The following is a 21,207-nucleotide window of genomic DNA, read 5'->3' as shown; positions in this document are numbered from 1 at the left end:
GTAATTAAAATTCCACAACCATCCGTGAAATGAATTAAAACACCTTACATTTCAGTTTCTTGCTTTTTAACTTGTTGCCAGGCGGCTTCCATTTCATCAAGCGTAGCACTCTCCATGGTCTGACCTGATGCTGTAACTATTTGTTCTACCTGACGAAAACGACGTTCAAACTTACGATTGGCGGCCTGTAAGGCATTTTCCGCTTTATGGCCTAAATGGCGGGATAAGTTCACCGTAGCAAACAACAAATCGCCAATTTCTTCACCCAGTTTCTCATCATCCACCACCGCCTGCCGCGCCTCGAACATCACCTCATCGATCTCTTCGTAGACTTTATCCAGCACTGGCCCTAGCGTATCCCAATCAAATCCCACCGAGGCACAGCGTTTCTGGATTTTATGGGCTTTCATCAACGCCGGTAGCGCATCGGGGATATCGTCCAAGGCCGAATACAGCGCCTTCTCGGCCCGCTCTTCTGCTTTACGGGATTCCCAACCAGCCAGTGCAGCCTCACTGCCTATCGTCCCCTCGGCGGCCTGCTGCGCTTCATCTGGGAACACATGTGGATGGCGGCGCACCAGTTTGTCGCTGATGGCATGACACACATCATCAAACGCAAACAGCCCCTGCTCCTGCCCCATTTGGGCATAAAACACCACCTGAAACAGCAAATCACCCAGTTCATCACGTAGATCGTCAAAATCCTTGCGCTGAATCGCGTCAAGCACCTCGTAAGTCTCTTCCAACGTATAAGGAGCGATAGTGTCAAATGTCTGTTTGCGATCCCACGGACAACCCTGCTCCGGGTCACGTAAAGTGCGCATAATATCCAACAAACGTTGCAGAGCTAGAGCGGTAGTATCAGGTGTGGATTGATTTTTATTCATTATTTTCACTCTGTAAGTCTAGGCGTAGCGAGCGCAGCCAGTTTAGTTGCGGACTGCGCGCAGGGCTCCGGAATGTACTTGAGTACATGAGGAAGCCGAGCACAGCCCAAGACTAAAATGGCAAAGCGCAGTAGCCGTCCAGATTAAAAACTTAGTTGCCGTGGAGGCGACGGGCGTCTATGACATCCGGCAACTGATTCAGCTTCGCCAACACCCGACCCAGCACCTGCAAGTTATAGATCTCGATATCCATATCGATGGTTGCCATCATCTTTTTGGTATCGCTACGGCTGGCAACACCCAGCACGTTTACTTTTTCATTCGCCAAGATGGTGGTGATATCGCGCAACAGGCCACTGCGATCATTGGCGGTGACCCGCACCACCAGCGAATAACCGCTGGAGTAACTCTCACCCCAGACAGCATCGACAATCCGCTCTGGCGCGTGAGACTGCAATTCAGTCAACTGTTCGCAATCGGCACGATGGATCGATATCCCCCGCCCCTGCGTGATAAAACCAATAATTTCATCACCGGGGATCGGCTGGCAGCAGCGAGCAATGTGGTGCATCAGATTACCAACACCCTCAACCACAATGCGCCCGCTGTCTTTGCTGGCATTACGCGGCGGTTGCTGCGTTTTATTCTTCAGATGGCGTAATGCTTCTAAATCAGCCTCTTCCGGCGTCGGCTTATTCAGCTTCCCTTGCAGGAAGTTCACCATCTGATTCAGACGGATATCACCACCACCAATGGCTGCCAACACTTCATCCATAGAATTCATGTTGTAGCGCGGCACCAGTAGCTTCTCAGCCTCTTTCAGGCTGATGTCCATATGCTCCAGTTCGTCGTCCAACATCTGCCGGCCAGCAAGAATATTCTTGTCTCTATCTTGTTTTCGGAACCAGTTATGTATTTTGGAACGCCCACGGCTGGTGGTGACGTAACCGAGGTTAGGATTCAGCCAGTCGCGACTTGGGTTTGGCTGTTTCTGAGTGATGATTTCAATCTGATCACCCATCTGCAACTGATAGGTAAAGGGCACAATGCGCCCACTGATTTTCGCGCCGATACAGCGATGGCCCACATCACTGTGGATATGGTAAGCAAAGTCCAGTGGCGTAGAACCGGCAGGTAAATCAATAACATCGCCTTTCGGGGTAAACACATACACCCGATCGTCAAAGACCTGACTGCGCACTTCATCCAGCATTTCGCCGGAATCTGCCATCTCTTCCTGCCAAGCAATCAGTTTACGTAGCCACGCAATTCGCCCTTCATAACCAGAGCGGCCTGCGACCACAGCCCCTTCTTTGTACTTCCAGTGTGCGGCGACCCCCAGTTCGGCATCTTCATGCATCTGGCGGGTACGAATTTGAATTTCCAGCGTTTTTCCGCGTGGCCCAAGGACTACGGTATGGATAGACTGGTAACCATTAGGTTTAGGGTTAGCGACATAATCATCAAATTCATCAGGCAAATGACGAAAATGAGTATGCACAATCCCTAGCGCGGCGTAGCAATCTTGCAAGCGCTCCACAACCACCCGCACCGCACGCACATCAAATAGCTCATCAAAGGCGAGCGATTTTTTCTGCATTTTGCGCCAGATACTGTAGATATGCTTAGGGCGGCCATAAATATCCGCTTTGATACCCTCATCCGCCATTGCTTTGTGCAATGAAGCCACGAAGTCATCAATGAATTGCTCACGATCAATACGCCGTTCGTGGAGCAATTTGGCAATTTGCTTATATTCATCGGGGTGCAGATAGCGGAAGCAGAAGTCCTCCAGCTCCCACTTGATCTGGCCGATCCCCAAGCGGTTCGCCAGCGGCGCATAAATATTGGAACACTCTTTGGCGGCCAGAACACGAATCTCTTCTGGCGCATCTTTCACTTCACGCAGATGCGCGATGCGCTCTGCCAGTTTAATCACCACGCAGCGGAAGTCTTCCACCATCGCCAGCAGCATACGCCGCACGTTATCCACTTGCTCAGAGCTCATAGAGTCATTGTGGGTAGCTTTCAACTGACGGATGGCGTCCATATCGCGCACACCGTGCACCAGATAGGTGATGCCTTTGCCGAATTGCTCAGTCAATGTGGCTTCATCCACCACATTAGCATCCGCTAGCGGGAACAGCAGCGCCGCGCGCATACTGTCGTTATCCATGCTCAGGGTGGAAAGAATCTCAACCATTTCAAGGCCACGCCACAGCAGCAACGAGGCATCGGGATGGTTTTGCGTCTGTTGCTCACAGTAACGCCAGGTTTCGGCTAATCGCTCACATGACTGCGGATTGGGAAGCCCCAAACTGGCGATCCAGTCGTCGAGAGCAAACTCGCCCGCTGGATTCAAATGTGCACTTCGTACCGCAACCATAACTTCTCCCTACTTTGCGACCCCTGACGCCTGCATGAACAGCGCCATAGATTCAAGATGCCCGGTGTGGGGAACATATCCAACATTCGCACCTGAGCAAGACGGTAAATGCATTGTTCCGCGCATTATACTGCCCATTCGCCACCAGCGCCGCAACTCCTTCCCCCCGATAACGTCTTCTTACAGATGAAATCCTAATCGTAGACCCTCTATCCGGTAAAAGGGTTCCTCACCGAGGTGCTTTTGCTCGATCTGCTTAATTTCAGCTTGCTCTCTCTGCAAAGCACCGAGGATAAAAATAGCTTCACCTTGGTGGCGGGCACCCCCAGCCCCAAAGGGTATAGAGAGTTTACTGTCACAGTTATTGCTTGCCGGGTCGTCACACGTCGGTTTGCAGGGTAGAATTGCGCCATAATGATTGATCGAGCGTCAGTTTTGTAAGCTGTCAATTCTCCCACATTGGAATACCATGACCAAATACAGTCTTCGCGCGCGCATGATGATTTTAATCCTGGCCCCCACGCTGCTGCTTGGGCTGTTACTCAGCACCTCCTTTATGGTCAATCGTTATAATGAGTTGCAAAATCAAATAGTTAATGCCGGCACTAACATTATCGAGCCACTGGCCGTTGCTAGTGAGTACGGAATGACCTTTCGTAACCGCGATACCGTCCGCCAGTTGATAAATCTTTTTCACCGTCGGCACTCAAATATTGTTCGGTCAATTTCTGTTTTCGACGCAGATAATAATCTTTTTGTCACCTCTAACTATAATTACAACTCCTCACAATTAAGGTTACCCAAGGGCGACCCTATCCCTCGTTCACTGATGCTCTCCTATCGCGGCGACTCTCTGGTCATGCGCATGCCCATTGTCTCCGAATCGAGTTTAGCCAGTGATCGGGAGTCAGATTCAGACATTACCAGTCGGCCATTGGGCTATATCGCCATCGATCTGGATCTTCAATCCGTGCGTTTGCAGCAATATAAAGAGATCTTTATCTCGACCCTACTGCTGTTGTTCTGCATGTGTGTGGCCATTTTGTTTGCTTATCGCCTAATGCGCGATGTCACCGGCCCGATCCGCAACATGGTGAATGCTGTCGACCGGATTCGCCGTGGGCAATTAGATAGCCGGGTTGAGGGGCATATGCTCGGTGAGCTGAATATTTTGAAAAATGGTATCAACTCAATGGCAATGTCATTGGCGGCCTATCACGAAGAGATGCAGCAAAATATTGATCAAGCCACCTCTGATTTGCGTGAAACGCTGGAACAGATGGAGATACAAAACGTTGAGTTAGGGTTGGCAAATAAGCGCGCTCAGGAAGCTGCGCGAATTAAATCTGAGTTTCTGGCGAATATGTCTCATGAGCTGCGAACCCCATTGAACGGGGTGATTGGCTTTACCCGTCAAACACTGAAAACCTCACTGACACCGACGCAAACCGATTATTTACAAACGATCCAGCGCTCGGCCAATAATTTGTTGTGCATCATTAATGACGTGCTGGACTTCTCTAAATTGGAAGCCGAAAAACTGATTCTTGAGCACATCCCCTTCCCGCTGCGTGGTGCGCTGGATGAGGTAGTTATCCTGCTGGCACATACGGCCCATGAGAAGGGACTGGAACTGACACTGCACATTAACAATGATGTCCCAGAACAGGTGGTTGGGGATGCGATGCGTTTGCAGCAAATTGTCACGAACTTGCTCGGTAATGCCATTAAATTCACCGAACAGGGCAATATTGATATTCTGGTTGCCGTGCAAGCATTAACCGCGCAGAGAGTGACGCTGGTGGTCGAGATTCACGATACGGGCATCGGTATTTCCGAATCGCAACAGGCTCAGTTATTCCAGGCATTTCGTCAGGCGGATGCCAGTATCTCACGCCGCCATGGTGGAACAGGGCTTGGGCTGGTGATTACCGAAAGATTGGTCAAAGAGATGGGCGGTGATATCAGCTTCCTCAGTCAGGTGGATCGCGGCTCAACCTTCAGATTCCACCTCACTTTGGATCTCAACGAATCCCTCTCTTATCGCCAACCCGACATGTCCTATTTAGAGGGGAAAACGCTGGCCTATATTGAGCGCAACGCCTCTGCAGCAAGAGCCGCTCTGGATATTCTCAGCATCACACCATTGCTGATCACGCATAGCCCGACGTTGGCGCTATTGCCAGCTCAACATTATGATTTTCTGCTGGTCGGCGTGCCCATTCCGTTCCGGAATAATATGGCAGTTCATCAGGATAAATTGGTTGCGGCGATGAAAATCTCCGAGCGCGTTATTTTGGCGCTGCCAAGTCAGTCACAGGTGGAAGCCGAGCAGCTTAAACAGCTAGGAGCCAAAGCCTGTCTCATCAAGCCATTATCATCTAATCGATTGATCCCTACACTGTTATCTGAAGAGCCGCTCGGTGTGTCACTGGTTGAAGAACAAGCAGAGAAGCCGCTGAAATTGCCGTTTAAAGTGATGGCCGTTGACGACAATCCGGCTAATCTAAAATTGATTGGCACCCTGCTGGAAGAGCAAGTTGCAGAAACCGTGCTCTGCGACAGCGGGGCGAAAGCCATTGCTTACGCTCGCGAACACACACTGGATATCATTTTAATGGATATTCAAATGCCAGAAATTGACGGCATCCGCGCCAGTGAAATCATTCATCAGATGTCCCATCATCTGGACACGCCGATCATTGCCGTCACCGCTCATGCGGTCAGGGGGCAGCAAGAACAATTATTAAAATTGGGCATGGCTGATTATCTGGCAAAACCTATAGATGAAACTCGGTTGATACAAGCGCTCTCCCGTTATCAGCATGAAAACTCGCCACCGCATGAGGTAGCGGCTGATAATCGCCCTATCGCGCCACTTGAATATGCAGGGGTAATAGATTGGCCATTAGCCGTCAGGCAAGCGGCAAATAAAGAGACGCTCGCTAAGGATCTGTTAACCATGCTGTTGGCGTTTATGCCGCAAGTCATAGACCGCGTGCAGGTTATTCTGGCGGGAACCCATGACGAAGATATCCTGAATCTGATTCATAAATTCCATGGTAGTTGTGCCTGTAGTGGTGTACCACGGCTAAAACAGTTGTGCATGACCATCGAACAGCAGTTGCGTCAGCAAACAGATTTGCAGGATCTGCAACCTGAATGGCTTGAATTGCTAGATGAAATAGAGAATGTCCGCTATGCCGCCAAAAGCTACTTGGGGGGAAGTGTAACCATAGTTTGAGCAGGGTGTGCGGCGGAAATAAAAAGGGCACAGCAATAAAACACTGTGCCCTTTTTGGCGCTATTTATTGGGTGCTTAGCATGTTATTTGGTGCTTAGCACGGCGTGAATATCAGTTACTGCATCAACAAATAGAGTGAAGTATCACCACGCTGAATGTTCAATGCCAATACCGATGGCTTGGTATCGAGGATTTTGCGCAGTTCCCCCAGATTCTGAACGGGTTGCTGGTTAATCCCAATGATGATATCGCCTTTTTTCAGGCCAATGCGCGCAGCAGCAGTCCCGGCCTTCACGCTATCGACTTTCACGCCTTTCTTGCCATTAACATCAGAGTTGCTCAATTCAGCGCCTTCAATACCGGTATAGATATTGCCTGACTCAACCTGTGTCTGGCTGCTCTGCTCCAGAGTCACTTCAACACTGACTGGTTTACCGTCACGCAGCAGACCTAAGGTCATTTTGCTACCAACAGGCAAAGTGCCAATCTCAGCACGGAAGCCGGCGAAACTATTGATTGCCTTACCATTCATGCTGACAATCACATCGCCCGCTTTAATCCCAGCTTTAGCCGCAGCAGATTTCGGCACGACTTGGCTGATAAAGGCCCCTTTTTGTGCATCGACATTCATCGCTTTTGCCAGCTCAGAGTTCAGCTCAGTACCCATGATACCCAGCTCACCCCGTTTCACCTGACCGAACTCAACCATCTGAGATGTCAGGTTTTTCACCATGTTACTTGGGATGGCAAAACCAATACCGATGTTACCGCCGTCCGGAGCTAAAATCGCCGTGTTGATCCCGATCAGCTCGCCGTTCAGATTGATCAACGCACCACCAGAGTTACCACGGTTAATCGCCGCATCAGTCTGGATAAAGTTTTCGTAGTTCTCCACGTTCAAGCCGCTACGGCCCAAGGCAGAGACAATACCGGAGGTGACGGTTTCACCCAGGCCATATGGGTTACCGATAGCAACGGTATAATCACCTACGCGCAGTTGATCAGAATCTGCCATTTTAATTGCGGTCAGATTTTTAAAATCTTTCAGTTGCAACAACGCGATATCAGTACGGGGATCTTTACCGATCACTTTCGCTTCATAACTGCGGCCATCGCTCAACTTGACGTTGATTTTGGTCGCGTTATCCACCACGTGGTTATTGGTAACAACATAACCCTTAGCAGCATCAATGATTACCCCCGAGCCTAGCGCTCGGAACTCCTGCTTGCTTGGCACGCCACCTTTACCGCCTTGCCCTCCCTGACACATTGGAGAACCCTGGAACGGAGAACCATCTTGGCAGAAGGGTGAGTCGTCACCAAAGAACTGCTGGAACTGGGGGGGTATACCACCAGCACCGGCATTGCTGACTTGGGTGCTGCCTTCCACATTGATACTGACAACGGAAGGCATCACTTTCTCTAGCATTGGCGCCAGGCTAGGGAGCTGCTGGCTGCTAGAAGATGCCGTCTCTGCCGAAATGGCAGAAGAAACCGGCCCCATGGCTAAACCGATGCTCAATGCCAATGCACTTAACACTAAAGTTGTTTTCTTCATCTATTCTGTTTCTCGCTATACAATTAATAATGATTCAATAAATGGTGAGTGGCAGACTAATGTCGTCTTGCATAGTAAGATTAAATATGGGGGATGAAGTTCACAGACCCAAGAATTAGAATAGTAAAAAATATTGTCCGTCTTTACAAAACTACAGTTAATTAAGCGGACAATTTAAGTTGTTCGCAAACTATTCCGCTGCCATTAAGCGCCGATATTCATCATAAGCATAAAGATCGGTCATACCACTGATATAGTCCTGAATTAAACGAGCACGATAATAATACTCATATATCTCATATTGTTCTGGCATTAAATCACGCAACCGATCCACTGATTCAACATAAGCCAACCTATGCTTAGTCGATAACTTATGGAATAGTCGGGTCTCAATAGGATATTTACGGTGTGTGTCTTCTGCGACTAATTGCGTAAATGCCGTTTGCGGCATAGCTAATAGCGGACTATAAATATCAAGCAATCCACTAATAACTCTATACCCTTGTAATTCAAGCTGTTCTACTTCCGGATGATTAAATACGTGTTTTACGGCGACCTTCTTAAAAATTTGCAGTAATTTACATGCCGCGCTAGCATCTTCTAATAATGCCTGATTAAACGAGCCGGAAAAGACGGCGGGTAGATTTTCAATAAAACGCTGTGCGGCATGGGGAACCAATTTTCCCACCGTATTGACCCGCAAATACATAAAGAATTGATCTTCGGTACTGCGCCGACCTTGTTCGCGCCCTAATTGCCGAAATGCACCGCCCACGACTTTATCAAACAGATCGCCATGAGCGACATCGCCCCACTCCTGCATCATATGATCATAAAGTTGCTCGACGCTAAAAATGTTTTTTTCTACGGCGTCTTCTAAATCAGCAATACAGTAAGAAATATCATCGGCGGCTTCCATAATATATGTCAGCGGGAAACGATCAAACTCCCCCATATTGAGTTCACGACGTAAATCTTTAACATAGGTTTCTTCGGCAAGATAAAAACCGGGTTTTTTCATCAAATAGTGATGGGAAGTTGGAATAGCGCCTGACCAATAAGCTGGCTTAGTATATTTAAGGATACAACCCACCTGAGCATAGGTCAGATTCAGTTTTAATAAGCTGTAAACTAGCCGTATCGCTTGCGCGTTACCTTCGAATTGGCTCAAATCGTGGCGAATTTTACTGCGCAGCACATTAAGTTCGGCTTCCCCCTCCCGCAGCTTTAATGCATCAACTTGGCATTTATCCTTGCTCCGGGGTTCACTGCCCCCGCTATTCGGGTCCATCTGCTGGGTAAACCAGTTATTGATCGCGGACTCACCAAAATGGCCAAAGGGCGGGTTACCGATGTCATGCATCAGGCAGGCCATTTCCACAATACTTTCAAAAGGATCAAGCAGCTTATCCAGCCCATAAGCCGTGATTTTCTTATCCTGTTTAAAGCGATTAAGGATCTCTTTGGCAATGTAACGGCCCACCTGCTGGACTTCCAGCGAATGGGTTAAGCGGCTGCGCACGGCAGCATTCCGCTCCAGCGGAAAGACCTGCGTTTTTTGCTGTAAACGGCGAATAGCGGCAGAGTTTACAATACGCCCACGGTCGCTTTCAAATACCCGGGTAATCTCATATTCCTCTTCCGCCGAACTGGGTTTACCAAATGGCCGCTGAACACTGATTTTCTGCTTAAAGTCGATCCCAGACATATTGCCCCCCTGATATTTCAATACAAACAGTGATACCCACTCTTGTCCGTAGAAGCAATTGATAACGTATGAACTGCGGCGCATTACGCATTATCTTTGCTTAGCTACCCGACTATCTCACTTAGCTGATAAACTGTATGCCGATAATTACAGATTAATCCATTCGTTAAAATCAGCAGGTATCCTTATGAAAGTCGGCATTATTGGTGCAATGGAAGAAGAAGTGACACTGCTACGTGACAAAATTGAAAATCGCCAAACCTTAACACGTGCGGGTTGCGAAATTTACAGTGGCAGACTCAATGGCGTGGACGTCGCATTGCTGAAATCAGGTATCGGTAAAGTCTCCGCAGCCATGGGGACGACCTTGCTGCTAGAACATTTCCAGCCTGATATCGTGATCAATACCGGTTCTGCGGGTGGCTTGGCTTCCAGCCTGAAAGTGGGCGATATCGTGGTCTCGACTGAAGTTCGCTATCACGATGCCGATGTCACGGCCTTCGGCTATGAGCCGGGCCAAATGGCGGGTTGTCCAGCGGCTTTCGTTGCTGATGCTGACCTGATTGCATTGGCAGAGAGTTGCATCAAGCAATTGAATTTAAACGCAGTACGTGGCCTGATTTGCAGCGGCGATGCATTTATCAATGGTGCCACCCCTCTGGAGCGTATTCGCACCACTTTCCCGACCGTGGCGGCAGTTGAAATGGAAGCGGCGGCTATCGGCCATGTTTGTCACCTATTCAAGACACCATTTGTTGTCGTGCGCGCTATTTCAGATGTAGCGGATCAAGAGTCCCACCTAAGTTTTGATGAATTCTTAGTTGTCGCTGCTAAACAGTCGACACTGATGATCGAAACCATGTTAACCACACTGGCTCAACGCGGTTAATGGGGCTGTTCAATAGTGCCCCTTCGGCACGAGCCACAATTACCTTGCCCCGAGCAATTATCCTATTATTGCTCGGGCTGCTTGCCTTTACTCTATTCTCTTCACGGGCACTGGCGGCAGAGCGAGTGATCAGTTTGTCACCCAGTACCACCGAGCTGGCCTATGCCGCTGGATTGGGGGATAAGCTGGTTGCTGTAAGCGCTTACTCCGATTACCCGGAAGCAGCAAAGAAACTGGAGCATGTGGCATCGTGGCAAGGGGTCAATGTCGAGCGTATTCTGGCACTCAAACCTGATCTGATCCTTGCTTGGCGTGGCGGTAACCCACAACGCCCACTGGATCAACTGGCCTCTTTTGGTATTCCGATCCTCTATTCTGATCCGGTGAATATTGATCAAATTGCCGATGATCTGGATAAATTGGCACAATACAGCCCCCATCCTGATCAAGCCCATCAAGCTGCTGAGCAGCTACGTCAGCAAGTGGCTGAGTTACGCAGCCATTATGCCCGTAAAACCCCATTACGTACCTTCCTGCAATTTGGCACACAGCCCCTGTTTACCAGCTCTGGGCATACATTGCAGAGCGAAATCGTCTCCCTCTGTGGTGGAGAGAATATTTTTGCAGGTAGTCGGGTTCCTTGGCCGCAGGTGAGTCGCGAACAAGTGATGATCCGCCAACCTCAGGTGATTGTGGTAAGTGGTGATAAGGCTCAGGCCGAAAACGTCAGCGCCTTCTGGCAGCCTCAGCTTGCTGTATCGGTGATAACCCTTAATGAGGACTGGTTTAATCGCGCTGGTCCACGTATTCTGCTGGCCGCTGAGCAGCTGTGCCAACAAATGGCCAGCCTTCCATCCCCAGTGGCGGAGTCACATTAATGCTGGTTTATTGGCTGGATATTTTAGGTACTGCGGTATTTGCTATCTCTGGTGTATTGCTGGCGGGGAAGTTGCGAATGGACCCGTTTGGCGTGCTGGTTTTGGGTGTGGTGACCGCTGTCGGTGGTGGCACAATACGTGATATGGCATTAGCCAACGGCCCGGTATTTTGGGTAAAGGATCCTACTGATCTGGTGGTTGCGATGGTGACTTGTCTGGCAACGATTTTGCTGGTACGTCAGCCGAGGCGAACCCCCAAATGGATACTGCCGGTGCTCGATGCTATTGGTTTGGCCGTGTTCGTCGGTATTGGCGTCAATAAAGCCTTTGCTGCGGGTGCCAGCCCGCTGGTTGCTATCTGCATGGGTGTTATAACCGGCGTCGGTGGCGGAATTATCCGCGACGTCTTAGCCCGCGAGATCCCAATGATTCTGCGGACTGAAATCTACGCCACAGCCTGCATTATTGGCGGTATCGTCCATGCCACGGCGTTCTATACTTTTGGGATGCCATTGCAGCAAGCCATGATGTTGGGCATGGTAATAACACTCGGTATCCGCCTAGCCGCCATCCGCTGGCGCTTAAAACTGCCCACATTTGAAATAGAGCATTGATAGCGACTCCCAGCAGATTCACTGTCAAATGGAGAGCGTTTATTGTACAATACGCTGCGTTTTTAGTCTTATTGCCGAACTTTTCGGCTCTCATCGAGTCTATTAGCTCTCTTTATGATCCCACCAATCAAGATAAAACATCTGCATTAGTGTGATTTAAATCTTCAAGTTTTTAAATAATTAGCCGATATCAATCAAAATAATGGCTGCTTGCGACTAACAACGCTGCAGCGTCAAGGAAGAAGGATGTTATCCAAATTCATTGGTGTTGCAGCTAGGCAGCCAATGAATGAATCCCAATGAGCTGACACTCGTCAGTGATTTGGGTGAATGAGAGCAGCTAACAACGCTGCGGCATCAAGGAAGAAGGATATCCCCGTTTAGCTGACTGAATGGGACACCGACAGTATAAGCACAGTTAAAATTATGAAATCTATTTTCCTTATGTTTTGGCTGGTATTTTTTACCAGTCCGTCGCTGGCTCAGGGGCTTGGCGGCACCCTAGATTTACGCCTGACGATTGTGTCATCTTGTCAGGTACAACCACCGAATCAGAGTGCACACACCGCTACTGATACAAAAGTGAATTACCCCAAAATACAGTGTCATAAAGGCGGTGGATTGATTACAGAACCTAAAATCAGCCATGCCTTTATTGCTCCAGACGGTGTGCTACTGAGTAAAAACAGCACCAGCAGCACTCGCCAGATGGCGCAATTGATTACGGTAGAATGGTAAGATTCAGATGTAAAAAAACCGCAGCTCACACCAAGTTGCGGTTTTTTTTATCAAAATTTTGGCGGGACTTGATATCCAACGTCAAGGACGAAGGGTAAGTTAGATGCTGAAAGAAGAACCGCACCCACAGGTACTCTTCGCATTCGGGTTAGTCACGATAAAGCGCGAACCTTCCAACCCTTCGGTGTAATCCACTGCACCGCCGACCAAATATTGCAGGCTCATCGGATCAACGACCAGCTCAACGCCTTGTTTTTCAATGGTCATATCACCATCGTTGATTTGATCATCAAAAGTAAAGCCATACTGGAACCCGCTGCATCCGCCACCAGTAATGTAAACCCGCAGCTTCAGATTTGGATTTTCCTCATCAGAAATCAGCAGTTTAACTTTTTTTGCTGCGGCCTCGGTAAACTGTAGGGGCAGTACTGTTTCATCGCTCATACTCATCACTCCCAACCGATATTCGAGTTGCAGGTTACTACAATGGCAGCCTGATCTATGTATCAATTATCCAATACCTGAGTAATTCATTCAAGTATTGCTGACTAATGTTACATATTATCTACCTGTTCGAGCCTCACTTTCAACCACCGGTTGTTGCTGTGCTGCCGCAGATGCAGCCTGCTCTTGCCTCTCTAGAGTGCGGGCCAGAATGGCGGAATACAAGGGCTTACCCCCCATAAACTGGGCAATTAATGTCGCCCCCAAGCAGGTCACAATCATCGGCAAAATAAGCTGATAATTATCGGTCATTTCCAACACTAATACCAACCCCGTCAGAGGTGCACGGACCGAAGCGGCAAACAGCGCCCCCATCCCGGCAATAGCAAATGTCCCAGCCTCAATACCGTACTCTGGGAAAAAGTGTGCGCAAGTCAGGCCAAAAGCCGTCCCCAGAATGGTGCCCAACGCCAGCATTGGGGCAAATATTCCGCCCGGAGCACCTGAGCCAAAACAGAGCAAAGTGGTAACGACTCGAGCAATAAAGATAAAGATCAACATGCCGATGCTGAAGTTACCGGCTAGCGCGATAGGAATTAATGCAAATCCTCCCCCCACCGCCTCGCCATGAATCAATGCCAGTAAGCCGCACATTCCACCCAATAAGCCGCCAATCAGCACCAATTTGCGCCAATCACCGCCGTGGAAGCGCATAAACAGATCCTGCGTGCGAAATATCAAGGCGTTGAACATCACCCCTACGGCACCAAAAATAATGCCGAGCAAAAGGTAAAGCCATAAAGTATTTAGGGGAACATCACTGAGTTTACCCACCTCAATAATCGCGCGTTCGCCATTAAAATAGCGGTAAACGATGGTTGAAGTAATCACACCAACAAATACCGCTTTGATGGAGACCAAGCTGTAGCGGAACTGCGAACGCATCTCTTCTATGACAAACAAAATTCCCGCCAACGGCGCATTAAAAGCGGCAGAAAGCCCCGCTGCCGCACCGGTCGCCAACAATGAGTGCCGTGCTTCAGGGCTGCGCAGACGGAAAATATCGACAATCATGCGCCCACTGTTGCCCCCCATCTGCACCATCGGCCCTTCACGGCCTAATACCATGCCCGCCCCTAATGTCCCAAGGCCACCAATAAACTTAACCGGAATGACCCGCCACCAGCGCACCGGGCGCATCTCCTCCATTGCTCCTTCGATTTCGGGAATCCCCGAGCCACCTGCCTCGGGCGCAAAACGACGCACCAGAAAATAGCCCACCATCGCCAATAGTGCCGACATAATAAACGCCAGTGGCCACACCAAAATGGCAGAATCCGCCACCTTCGCCAGTGTCGCCAATCGTTGTTGTTGAATCCAATCGACACCACGGTCAAAGGCGACACCCAGTAACCCTGTCACCACCCCGACGAGAGCCGCCATGATAAGAATCACCAGCGGGGTTTTATCACGGTTAACCAGCGCACGGATGAAGCGCCCACGCTTGAGCTCAGTCTCGCTTTCGGCAGATCTATTTTGCGTTGAATCAGTCATGATTTGTATGCTTTTCAGTCAAATTATAAGTAATACAAATAAACAGTGGCCTAAGTTTAGTCTAGCCGCCCATGATGCGCCTGCTTAAACGCTGATGAAATGATCTGGCTCAGTAAGGCGGTTTGAAGGGTATTGAGTTGGATTTGCGGCACGCTGCGCAAGCTCGTCGTTAAATGTGCCCAATCATTTGATAACCGCTGTCAGTTCTTTAGAATAGGTGGCATGAGTATTGCCCCCCAATTCAGGAGCCAGTTTATGAGTCAATCCGAAAGTCTGTATGCCCAGGCAAAACAGTTAATTCCAGGCGGGGTTAACTCTCCGGTGCGTGCATTTACTGGGGTCGGTGGTATCCCACTATTTATTGAACGTGCTGATGGCGCTTACTTGTTTGATGTAGATGGTAAAGCTTACATTGATTATGTCGGCTCATGGGGGCCAATGGTGTTGGGCCACAACCACCCGGCGATCCGTCAGGCGGTGATTGAAGCTGTCGAGCGCGGCTTAAGTTTTGGTGCGCCAACAGCGATAGAAGTGAAAATGGCCGAGTTGGTCACCAATTTAGTGCCAACCATGGATATGGTGCGCATGGTCAACTCAGGCACTGAAGCGACTATGAGTGCTATCCGTCTGGCTCGCGGCTTCACAGGGCGCGATAAAATCATCAAGTTTGAAGGCTGTTATCACGGCCATGCAGACTGTCTGCTGGTCAAAGCCGGTTCCGGCGCGCTAACACTGGGTCAACCCAACTCACCGGGTGTCCCCGCAGATTTCGCTAAACACACGCTGACCTGCACTTATAACGATCTGACTACAGTGCGCGAAGCTTTCGAGCAATATCCACAAGATGTCGCCTGCATCATCGTCGAACCCGTCGCTGGCAACATGAACTGTGTTCCACCATTGCCAGAGTTCCTGCCGGGCCTGCGAGCACTGTGTGACGAATTTGGTGCGCTGCTGATCATTGATGAGGTTATGACCGGTTTTCGGGTGGCATTAGCCGGAGCGCAAGATTATTACAATGTCATCCCTGACTTGACCTGTCTGGGTAAAATCATCGGTGGCGGTATGCCCGTCGGTGCTTTTGGTGGCCGTCGCGATGTGATGGATGCGCTGGCACCGACAGGTCCGGTTTATCAGGCCGGTACGCTGTCCGGTAACCCCATCGCAATGGCAGCAGGTTTTGCCTGTCTGACAGAAGTTGCGCAGGTGGGTATCCACGAAACCCTGACTGAACTGACCGATTCGCTGGCAACGGGCCTGTTACATGCGGCTAAAGCAGAGAATATTCCGCTGGTGGTTAACCATGTCGGCGGCATGTTTGGCATCTTCTTTACTGATGCCCAAACCGTGACCTGCTATCAGGATGTTATGAATTGCGATGTTGAGCGCTTCAAGCGCTTCTTCCATCTGATGCTGGAAGAGGGAGTTTATCTAGCGCCTTCTGCCTTTGAAGCTGGTTTTATGTCAGTGGCACACAGTAAGGAAGATATCCAAAAGACCGTGGATGCTGCACGTCGTTGTTTTGCTCAGCTGTAATAGTTTTGCTCAGCTGTAATAGCTTTGCCCAGCGTTAATATCAGTGCATAGGTCAACCCCCCTCAAGCATTGGGGGGGTTGACGAATCAAGTCAATATTAACGAAAACTAACATTGATAATTTCAGGAAGATATTCCTAATTGAATCACGAACAATACGAACAGGACTATTAATTGATCCTAATGTTTTATGCGTTCAAAGATTATTACCACTACTACTCCAACTGGGTCCCAGCGGAATAGCTGGCATTTTAACCTCAACGGGGCAATGGCTTATCATATTATTAATTACCGGCTTAACGGCATCATTAAACATATCCAAATAGCCGAATAACACATCGGAATTGAGTATTGCACCTAAGCTAACAATCAATAAGCCATAAATGAGTACAACTTTACCCACTCCTTTATTATCAATATGATATGAAGATGATTTGTTTTCCTCACAATTTAGTTCAGTCATATTATTTCCCTCTAATATAATTGTTACTATTGGGTAAAATATCCAGATAACAACCACTCACATTAAAATAGATCTATTATGAAGTTAAACAATCAACAAGGAATTAATTAACCAACAACCTACGGGGCTTCATCTGGAGTTTGACATTATCATAGAAAACTTGATGCGCAATATCTTTATGTAGTGCTAAAATTAAATCGCATAGAGAAATAATCAGATATTCTATTTTTACAGTTAGAGAGGTAGCCCTCTACGCTTAAAATATACAAACCAGCTAGTGATATTAGCCACATAGATATTATTCTGTAGTGCGTATTATTATATGCCATAAATATATCTAACATCAGCTCCAATTATCCTTAACTGAAGCTGATGAGTGTTCGAATCAATCTTTATCGCCCCTGTTTACGTAATAAGTAAACAAAATAGGGTGCGCCAATAAAGGTTGCTAATAATCCAGCAGGGATCTGGTTCGGGAACAGCAGCATCCGGCCACACCAGTCGGCAAATACCATCAATAATCCGCCCAAGATAGCGGCAATAAACAGTTGCGGAATAGCGCGACGGAAGCCCAACATGCGAGCCATATGAGGTGCCATCAGCCCGACAAAACTGAGTGGCCCGACTGTCAATGTGGCAGCCGCTGTCATGGTCGCAGCCAATAGCAAGATGGCTAAACGGCTAGGTGCCAGTGCGATACCCAAGGCTCTCGCCGTCACACTGCCCAAAGGTAAAATCATCAGCCAACGGCGGCACAGCGGTGCTAATGCAATCAGCACCAAAGCAATTAGGCCAGTGCTCAATGCTTGTGAACCACCAACGGCATAGGTGGAGCCTGAAATCCATGCCAGCAAGCCGCGCATTCGCGGGTCACCACTGGCCAGCAACATAGTGATTACTGTGGTAAAGGCGGTGCTCAGCGCAATCCCCGCCAATAACATTCTGCTCGGTGAGAACCCGCCCCTCCCGGCCACCACCAGTATCAGCAGTAAGGTAGCCGCTGCCCCCAAGCTGCCAGCAGGTAGCAGCCATGCCAGCGCATTACCGGGGACGATGAACATCATAATCACCACGCCGAAAGAGGCACCAGAGCTGATACCCAGCACTTCCGGGCTAGCCATCGGGTTGCCCGTTAGCTTTTGAATTAGCGTCCCCGCCACCGCCAGCATCATACCGGCTGCCAGTGCCGCCAACACGCGCGGCCAGCGCCAGTGCAATAGAGCCTGAAGATCATCACCGCAAATCCAATTCCAACCTTGGCTGTCTCGACCGAACATCAGTGCCACCGTTAATCCCGCCAGTAGCATCAATAAACCCGCACTGATCCATAACCCCAAACGCTGCCGTTCAGCAGGAACATTGTCGCCAAAATCCATTGAGGGTGCAGTGGCGCTGTGCAAGCGGGGCAGTAGCCACAATAGCAGCGGTGCACCAATCAGCGCCGTCGCCGCACCGGTCGGGATCTCCCGCCAGACTTGCGCTAACCAGACAATGCCTTGGTCTGTCACCCACAGCAGCAATGCACCCAGTAGCGGTGCCAATATCAGGCGTTGAGATAACCGCCGAGCGCCCAGAATTTTTGCCAGTAGAGGAGCAAATAGACCTATAAAACCAATCACCCCTACCGCATTAACCAACATTGCACTGAATAGAATTGCCAGCCCCAGCGCGCTTAGACGTGCCAGCGATAACCCTAATCCCAGATTACGGGCAACACCATCATCTAGCCCAAGAAGAGTTAATGGGCGGATCAGCAACGCCGCGAAGACACAGGTGATCAGCAAGCGCGGCAGGAGAAACTGCACCGTGTTCCAATCCTGCTGATTCAAGGCCCCACTACTCCACAAAAACAGCCCTTGCAGCTGATCATAATTAAACAGTGCCAGTAAGTTACTGACCGCACTACAATAAAGACCAAGCACCAACCCTGCCAGAATCAGGGTGACTGGCGACATGCGTTTGCCCCATGCCACACCAAAGACCAACACACCCACAGTGATACCCCCTATCATGGCGGCCAGTTGGCGAGTCAGTTCGCCACCGGGCAGCATCCACAATGTGGCGATAGTCAGGCCAAGCTGCGCACCCGCAGCCACGCCTAATGTGGCCGGTTCAGCCAGTGGGTTGCGTAATACTTGCTGGAACAGCACCCCCACCAACCCTAATCCGGCCCCCGTCAACAGCGCCACGGCCAAACGAGGTAACTGGCTGTAATAGAATAACATTTGGCGTACGTCATCACTGTTGGTCTGCCATAGAGCCTCCCCCCAAAGTGATACTGGCAATATTTGGCTGAGATTATGCAGTGTCAAACCCACCGCAATAAGCAGCAGCAAACCCAGCAATCCCGCAGGCAACAGCCCGCTTTTAGGCTGTTTTTTTGCCATCATGATGCTTTACCCCACGCCAGCGCCAAAAGACGAACAAAACGCATGGCGGACAGTGTTGAGCCGTAGAACCACACTGGCGGCAAGATGCGTAATTGATTTTGACGGACAAAAGAGATCGACTGCCACAATGGGGTGCGGGCAACTTTCTGTAAGATATGACTATTTCCGTGACTAAAGCAGATGGCTTGCCCTGGTTTTATCGCCGCTAAACGTTCAATACCCACCACCGTGCTGCCCCAGAGATTGGTCTCCCCCTGCCAAGCATTTTTAATATTCAATTCGTTCAAAACATCCTGAAACAGGCTGCCTTGACCGATGACCAGCGCATGGCGGGTGTCCAACAGGGTAAACATCAGTAATGATGCCTTGCCATGATCAGTGAAGCGCTGACGAGCAGCCTGCATAAAGTGAGTAAAATCGGCGATATGCTGCTCCGCTGCGGCCTCCAATCCCAAACGCTGCCCCAGCGCACGCAATGAGTTCTTGCCAACCACCAGTGGCGAGCTGCCCTCTTCGTTGAAGGCAAAACTCATTGAGGGGGCGATAGGCGCGAGCATCTCTGGTGAGGGGCCAAAGCCTTTCGACATCAGGATCAGCGACGGGGCCATTTGCTGGAGCAATTCCAAATTGGGTTCCGTGCGCTGACCAACATCAATCACACTGGCGGGCAGTTCTGGCTCCTCAACCCATAGCCGGTAATTATGGGTGTCTGCCACACCATAGGGCGTAACTCCCAACGAGAGCAGTAGCTCCGTGGGCAGCCACTCCAGTGCAACCACCCGCTGGCTGTCAGCTTTAGGGGCGTTCACCGCCCATCCGGGCAATGAGTAAAGCAGCGGCGATAGGGCTAACGCGGCAAGTAGTCTGCGCCGAGTGAGATCCGGTGCTGCTAAGTGAGGCGGGTTCAGAGAGAGAGAGGTTTTCATTAATAGACGAAACTTACCGGCGCGCCACCGGCCGGATGTGGCAATATTCCCATCGGGATACCGTAAATTTGTTCCAGTACCGCGCCCTGCATCAGGTTATCGGCCGGACCTTGTGCGATCATCTCCCCGCCACGCAGAGCCACTAAATGGTCACAGTAGCGGGCCGCCATATTAATATCGTGCAGTACCGCAATCACCGTCAGGCCACGTTCACGGCTGAGACGCTGAATCAGCCCCAGCACCTCGACCTGATGCGCAATATCCAGTGCCGAGGTGGGTTCATCAAGCAGCAGGCAGCGGCTATTTTGTGCCACCATCATCGCCAACCAGGCCCGCTGACGCTCACCACCGGATAAGCTATCGACTAACCGATTAGCCAGCGGTTTTAAGTCCACCAGTGCAATCGCCTCTTCCACTTGTTGGCGGTCCTCCTGACGAAAACGGCCTAACGCGCCATGCCACGGATAGCGGCCAATGGCGACTAATTCGCGCACCGTCATCCCTTCTGCCGCGGGTAACTGTTGCGGCAAATAAGCCACTTCACGGGCAAAAGCTTTGCTCTCCCACAGGGCCAATGGCACATCATTCAGCAAGGCTTCACCACTTGAGGGCGGTTGATGGCGACCCAGCATTTTTAATAGCGTCGATTTTCCAGAGCCGTTATGACCAATCAGCCCGCAGACTCTCCCTTCGGGAAAGGTCAATGATAGGGGCTGTAATAAGGTTCGGCCCGGAACCGAAAAACTCAGTTCGCGGAGTGTGAAGATGCTGGATTGGCTTGCCTGTTGGTCCAAGATAGTGCCCTGCTTTGCGCGATTAAGTATCAAGCGAGAAGAGAAATCTAAACGATAATAGTTTTCAAAGTGAAATAATTATCAAAGCGGGTAGTTTATGCGTAACCCACCGCGGACTGCAAGCGCTAAGCCAGCCGATTCAACTGGGCAATAGGCAAAAAAAAGCCCCTTCGAATGTGAAGCCGAAGGGGCTGGGTTA

General features: G+C 49.9%; 16 protein-coding genes and 2 pseudogenes. 6 read left to right on the top strand and 12 right to left on the bottom strand.

Annotated elements, in window-relative coordinates; genetic code table 11:
• Positions 1–44: 44 nt before the first annotated feature.
• The 4 genes and pseudogenes from mazG to rumA form a co-directional block, all read right to left on the bottom strand.
• The gene (gene mazG / locus HRD69_RS09490; protein ID WP_032814249.1) at positions 45–887 is read right to left on the bottom strand and encodes a nucleoside triphosphate pyrophosphohydrolase; all 843 of its coding nucleotides are present in this window, start codon (positions 885–887) and stop codon (positions 45–47) included.
• Between the two features lie 151 nt (positions 888–1,038).
• Positions 1,039–3,273 carry a GTP diphosphokinase gene (gene relA, locus HRD69_RS09485; RefSeq protein WP_004875044.1) on the bottom strand — a complete coding sequence of 745 codons (2,235 nt, stop codon included), beginning with the start codon at positions 3,271–3,273 and terminating at the stop codon, positions 1,039–1,041.
• Positions 3,274–3,282: 9 nt separating this feature from the next.
• A pseudogene (locus tag HRD69_RS20605) lies at positions 3,283–3,383 on the bottom strand (23S rRNA methyltransferase).
• A 130-nt stretch (positions 3,384–3,513) separates the two neighbouring features.
• Positions 3,514–3,686, bottom strand: a pseudogene (gene rumA, locus HRD69_RS20600) (23S rRNA (uracil(1939)-C(5))-methyltransferase RlmD); the annotation flags it as partial.
• A gap of 56 nt (positions 3,687–3,742) precedes the next feature.
• Here rumA and barA point away from each other — a divergent pair.
• Positions 3,743–6,517, top strand: coding sequence for a two-component sensor histidine kinase BarA (barA, locus tag HRD69_RS09480; protein WP_032814250.1), 2,775 nt, complete (start codon positions 3,743–3,745; stop codon positions 6,515–6,517).
• Between the two features lie 115 nt (positions 6,518–6,632).
• Here barA and degP read toward each other — a convergent pair whose 3' ends face one another.
• Complete coding sequence (degP, locus tag HRD69_RS09475) at positions 6,633–8,075, bottom strand: serine endoprotease DegP (protein WP_004875047.1); 1,443 nt, start codon at positions 8,073–8,075, stop codon at positions 6,633–6,635.
• A 190-nt stretch (positions 8,076–8,265) separates the two neighbouring features.
• Entirely contained in the window at positions 8,266–9,783 is a 1,518-nt protein-coding gene (gene dgt / locus HRD69_RS09470; protein ID WP_032814299.1) for a dGTPase, read from the bottom strand.
• Between the two features lie 187 nt (positions 9,784–9,970).
• On the opposite strand from dgt, the gene mtnN reads away from it, so the two are divergent.
• The 4 genes from mtnN to HRD69_RS09450 all read left to right on the top strand — a co-directional run bounded on the left by mtnN (position 9,971) and on the right by HRD69_RS09450 (position 12,902).
• Positions 9,971–10,672: a 5'-methylthioadenosine/S-adenosylhomocysteine nucleosidase gene (gene mtnN, locus HRD69_RS09465; protein WP_032814252.1), complete on the top strand. Its 702-nt coding sequence runs from the start codon at positions 9,971–9,973 to the stop codon at positions 10,670–10,672.
• A complete protein-coding gene (gene btuF / locus HRD69_RS09460; protein WP_004875049.1) occupies positions 10,672–11,550 on the top strand; it encodes a vitamin B12 ABC transporter substrate-binding protein BtuF in 879 nt (292 codons plus the stop codon). The genes mtnN and btuF overlap by 1 nt, the downstream gene beginning before the upstream one ends.
• Complete coding sequence (locus HRD69_RS09455; protein ID WP_019211026.1) at positions 11,550–12,164, top strand: TRIC cation channel family protein; 615 nt, start codon at positions 11,550–11,552, stop codon at positions 12,162–12,164. Before btuF ends, HRD69_RS09455 begins: the two co-directional genes overlap by 1 nt.
• A gap of 426 nt (positions 12,165–12,590) precedes the next feature.
• On the top strand, positions 12,591–12,902 hold the full coding sequence (locus HRD69_RS09450) for a hypothetical protein (protein ID WP_004875050.1): 312 nt from the start codon (positions 12,591–12,593) through the stop codon (positions 12,900–12,902).
• A gap of 99 nt (positions 12,903–13,001) precedes the next feature.
• Here HRD69_RS09450 and erpA read toward each other — a convergent pair whose 3' ends face one another.
• Both erpA and clcA read right to left on the bottom strand, forming a co-directional pair.
• A complete protein-coding gene (gene erpA, locus HRD69_RS09445; RefSeq protein WP_004706254.1) occupies positions 13,002–13,346 on the bottom strand; it encodes an iron-sulfur cluster insertion protein ErpA in 345 nt (114 codons plus the stop codon).
• Positions 13,347–13,463: 117 nt separating this feature from the next.
• Positions 13,464–14,900, bottom strand: coding sequence for a H(+)/Cl(-) exchange transporter ClcA (gene clcA, locus HRD69_RS09440; protein ID WP_004875051.1), 1,437 nt, complete (start codon positions 14,898–14,900; stop codon positions 13,464–13,466).
• Positions 14,901–15,155: 255 nt separating this feature from the next.
• On the opposite strand from clcA, the gene hemL reads away from it, so the two are divergent.
• On the top strand, positions 15,156–16,436 hold the full coding sequence (gene hemL / locus HRD69_RS09435) for a glutamate-1-semialdehyde 2,1-aminomutase (protein WP_004875052.1): 1,281 nt from the start codon (positions 15,156–15,158) through the stop codon (positions 16,434–16,436).
• Positions 16,437–16,631: 195 nt separating this feature from the next.
• On the opposite strand, the gene HRD69_RS09430 is transcribed toward hemL, so the two are convergent.
• From HRD69_RS09430 to fhuC, 4 genes are all read right to left on the bottom strand, one after another.
• Complete coding sequence (locus HRD69_RS09430) at positions 16,632–16,898, bottom strand: E492 group microcin (RefSeq protein WP_050413198.1); 267 nt, start codon at positions 16,896–16,898, stop codon at positions 16,632–16,634.
• 392 nt (positions 16,899–17,290) lie between these two features.
• Positions 17,291–19,288 (bottom strand): Fe(3+)-hydroxamate ABC transporter permease FhuB, encoded by a 1,998-nt coding sequence (gene fhuB / locus HRD69_RS09425; protein WP_032814256.1) that lies wholly within the window; start codon positions 19,286–19,288, stop codon positions 17,291–17,293.
• On the bottom strand, positions 19,285–20,214 hold the full coding sequence (gene fhuD / locus HRD69_RS09420; protein ID WP_032814257.1) for a Fe(3+)-hydroxamate ABC transporter substrate-binding protein FhuD: 930 nt from the start codon (positions 20,212–20,214) through the stop codon (positions 19,285–19,287). Before fhuD ends, fhuB begins: the two co-directional genes overlap by 4 nt.
• Positions 20,214–21,008 (bottom strand): Fe3+-hydroxamate ABC transporter ATP-binding protein FhuC, encoded by a 795-nt coding sequence (gene fhuC, locus HRD69_RS09415; protein WP_032814258.1) that lies wholly within the window; start codon positions 21,006–21,008, stop codon positions 20,214–20,216. Before fhuC ends, fhuD begins: the two co-directional genes overlap by 1 nt.
• Between the last annotated feature and the right edge of the window lie 199 nt (positions 21,009–21,207).

The sequence above is a fragment of the Yersinia mollaretii ATCC 43969 genome (assembly GCF_013282725.1).
Lineage (GTDB): Bacteria > Pseudomonadota > Gammaproteobacteria > Enterobacterales > Enterobacteriaceae > Yersinia > Yersinia mollaretii.
Note: the sequence above shows the minus strand (reverse complement) of the source record. Positions and strands in the feature narration are given on the sequence as shown.

Bases quoted from the DNA above. Each gene is read 5' to 3' on its own strand.
- HRD69_RS09430 (WP_050413198.1), bottom strand. From the start codon at position 16,898: ATGACTGAACTAAATTGTGAGGAAAACAAATCATCTTCATATCATATT.
- erpA (WP_004706254.1), bottom strand. From the start codon at position 13,346: ATGAGCGATGAAACAGTACTGCCCCTACAGTTTACCGAGGCCGCAGCA.
- degP (WP_004875047.1), bottom strand. From the start codon at position 8,075: ATGAAGAAAACAACTTTAGTGTTAAGTGCATTGGCATTGAGCATCGGT.
- HRD69_RS09450 (WP_004875050.1), top strand. From the start codon at position 12,591: ATGAAATCTATTTTCCTTATGTTTTGGCTGGTATTTTTTACCAGTCCG.
- fhuB (WP_032814256.1), bottom strand. From the start codon at position 19,288: ATGATGGCAAAAAAACAGCCTAAAAGCGGGCTGTTGCCTGCGGGATTG.
- barA (WP_032814250.1), top strand. From the start codon at position 3,743: ATGACCAAATACAGTCTTCGCGCGCGCATGATGATTTTAATCCTGGCC.
- dgt (WP_032814299.1), bottom strand. From the start codon at position 9,783: ATGTCTGGGATCGACTTTAAGCAGAAAATCAGTGTTCAGCGGCCATTT.
- hemL (WP_004875052.1), top strand. From the start codon at position 15,156: ATGAGTCAATCCGAAAGTCTGTATGCCCAGGCAAAACAGTTAATTCCA.
- HRD69_RS09455 (WP_019211026.1), top strand. From the start codon at position 11,550: ATGCTGGTTTATTGGCTGGATATTTTAGGTACTGCGGTATTTGCTATC.
- clcA (WP_004875051.1), bottom strand. From the start codon at position 14,900: ATGACTGATTCAACGCAAAATAGATCTGCCGAAAGCGAGACTGAGCTC.
- mazG (WP_032814249.1), bottom strand. From the start codon at position 887: ATGAATAAAAATCAATCCACACCTGATACTACCGCTCTAGCTCTGCAA.
- relA (WP_004875044.1), bottom strand. From the start codon at position 3,273: ATGGTTGCGGTACGAAGTGCACATTTGAATCCAGCGGGCGAGTTTGCT.
- fhuD (WP_032814257.1), bottom strand. From the start codon at position 20,214: ATGAAAACCTCTCTCTCTCTGAACCCGCCTCACTTAGCAGCACCGGAT.
- btuF (WP_004875049.1), top strand. From the start codon at position 10,672: ATGGGGCTGTTCAATAGTGCCCCTTCGGCACGAGCCACAATTACCTTG.
- mtnN (WP_032814252.1), top strand. From the start codon at position 9,971: ATGAAAGTCGGCATTATTGGTGCAATGGAAGAAGAAGTGACACTGCTA.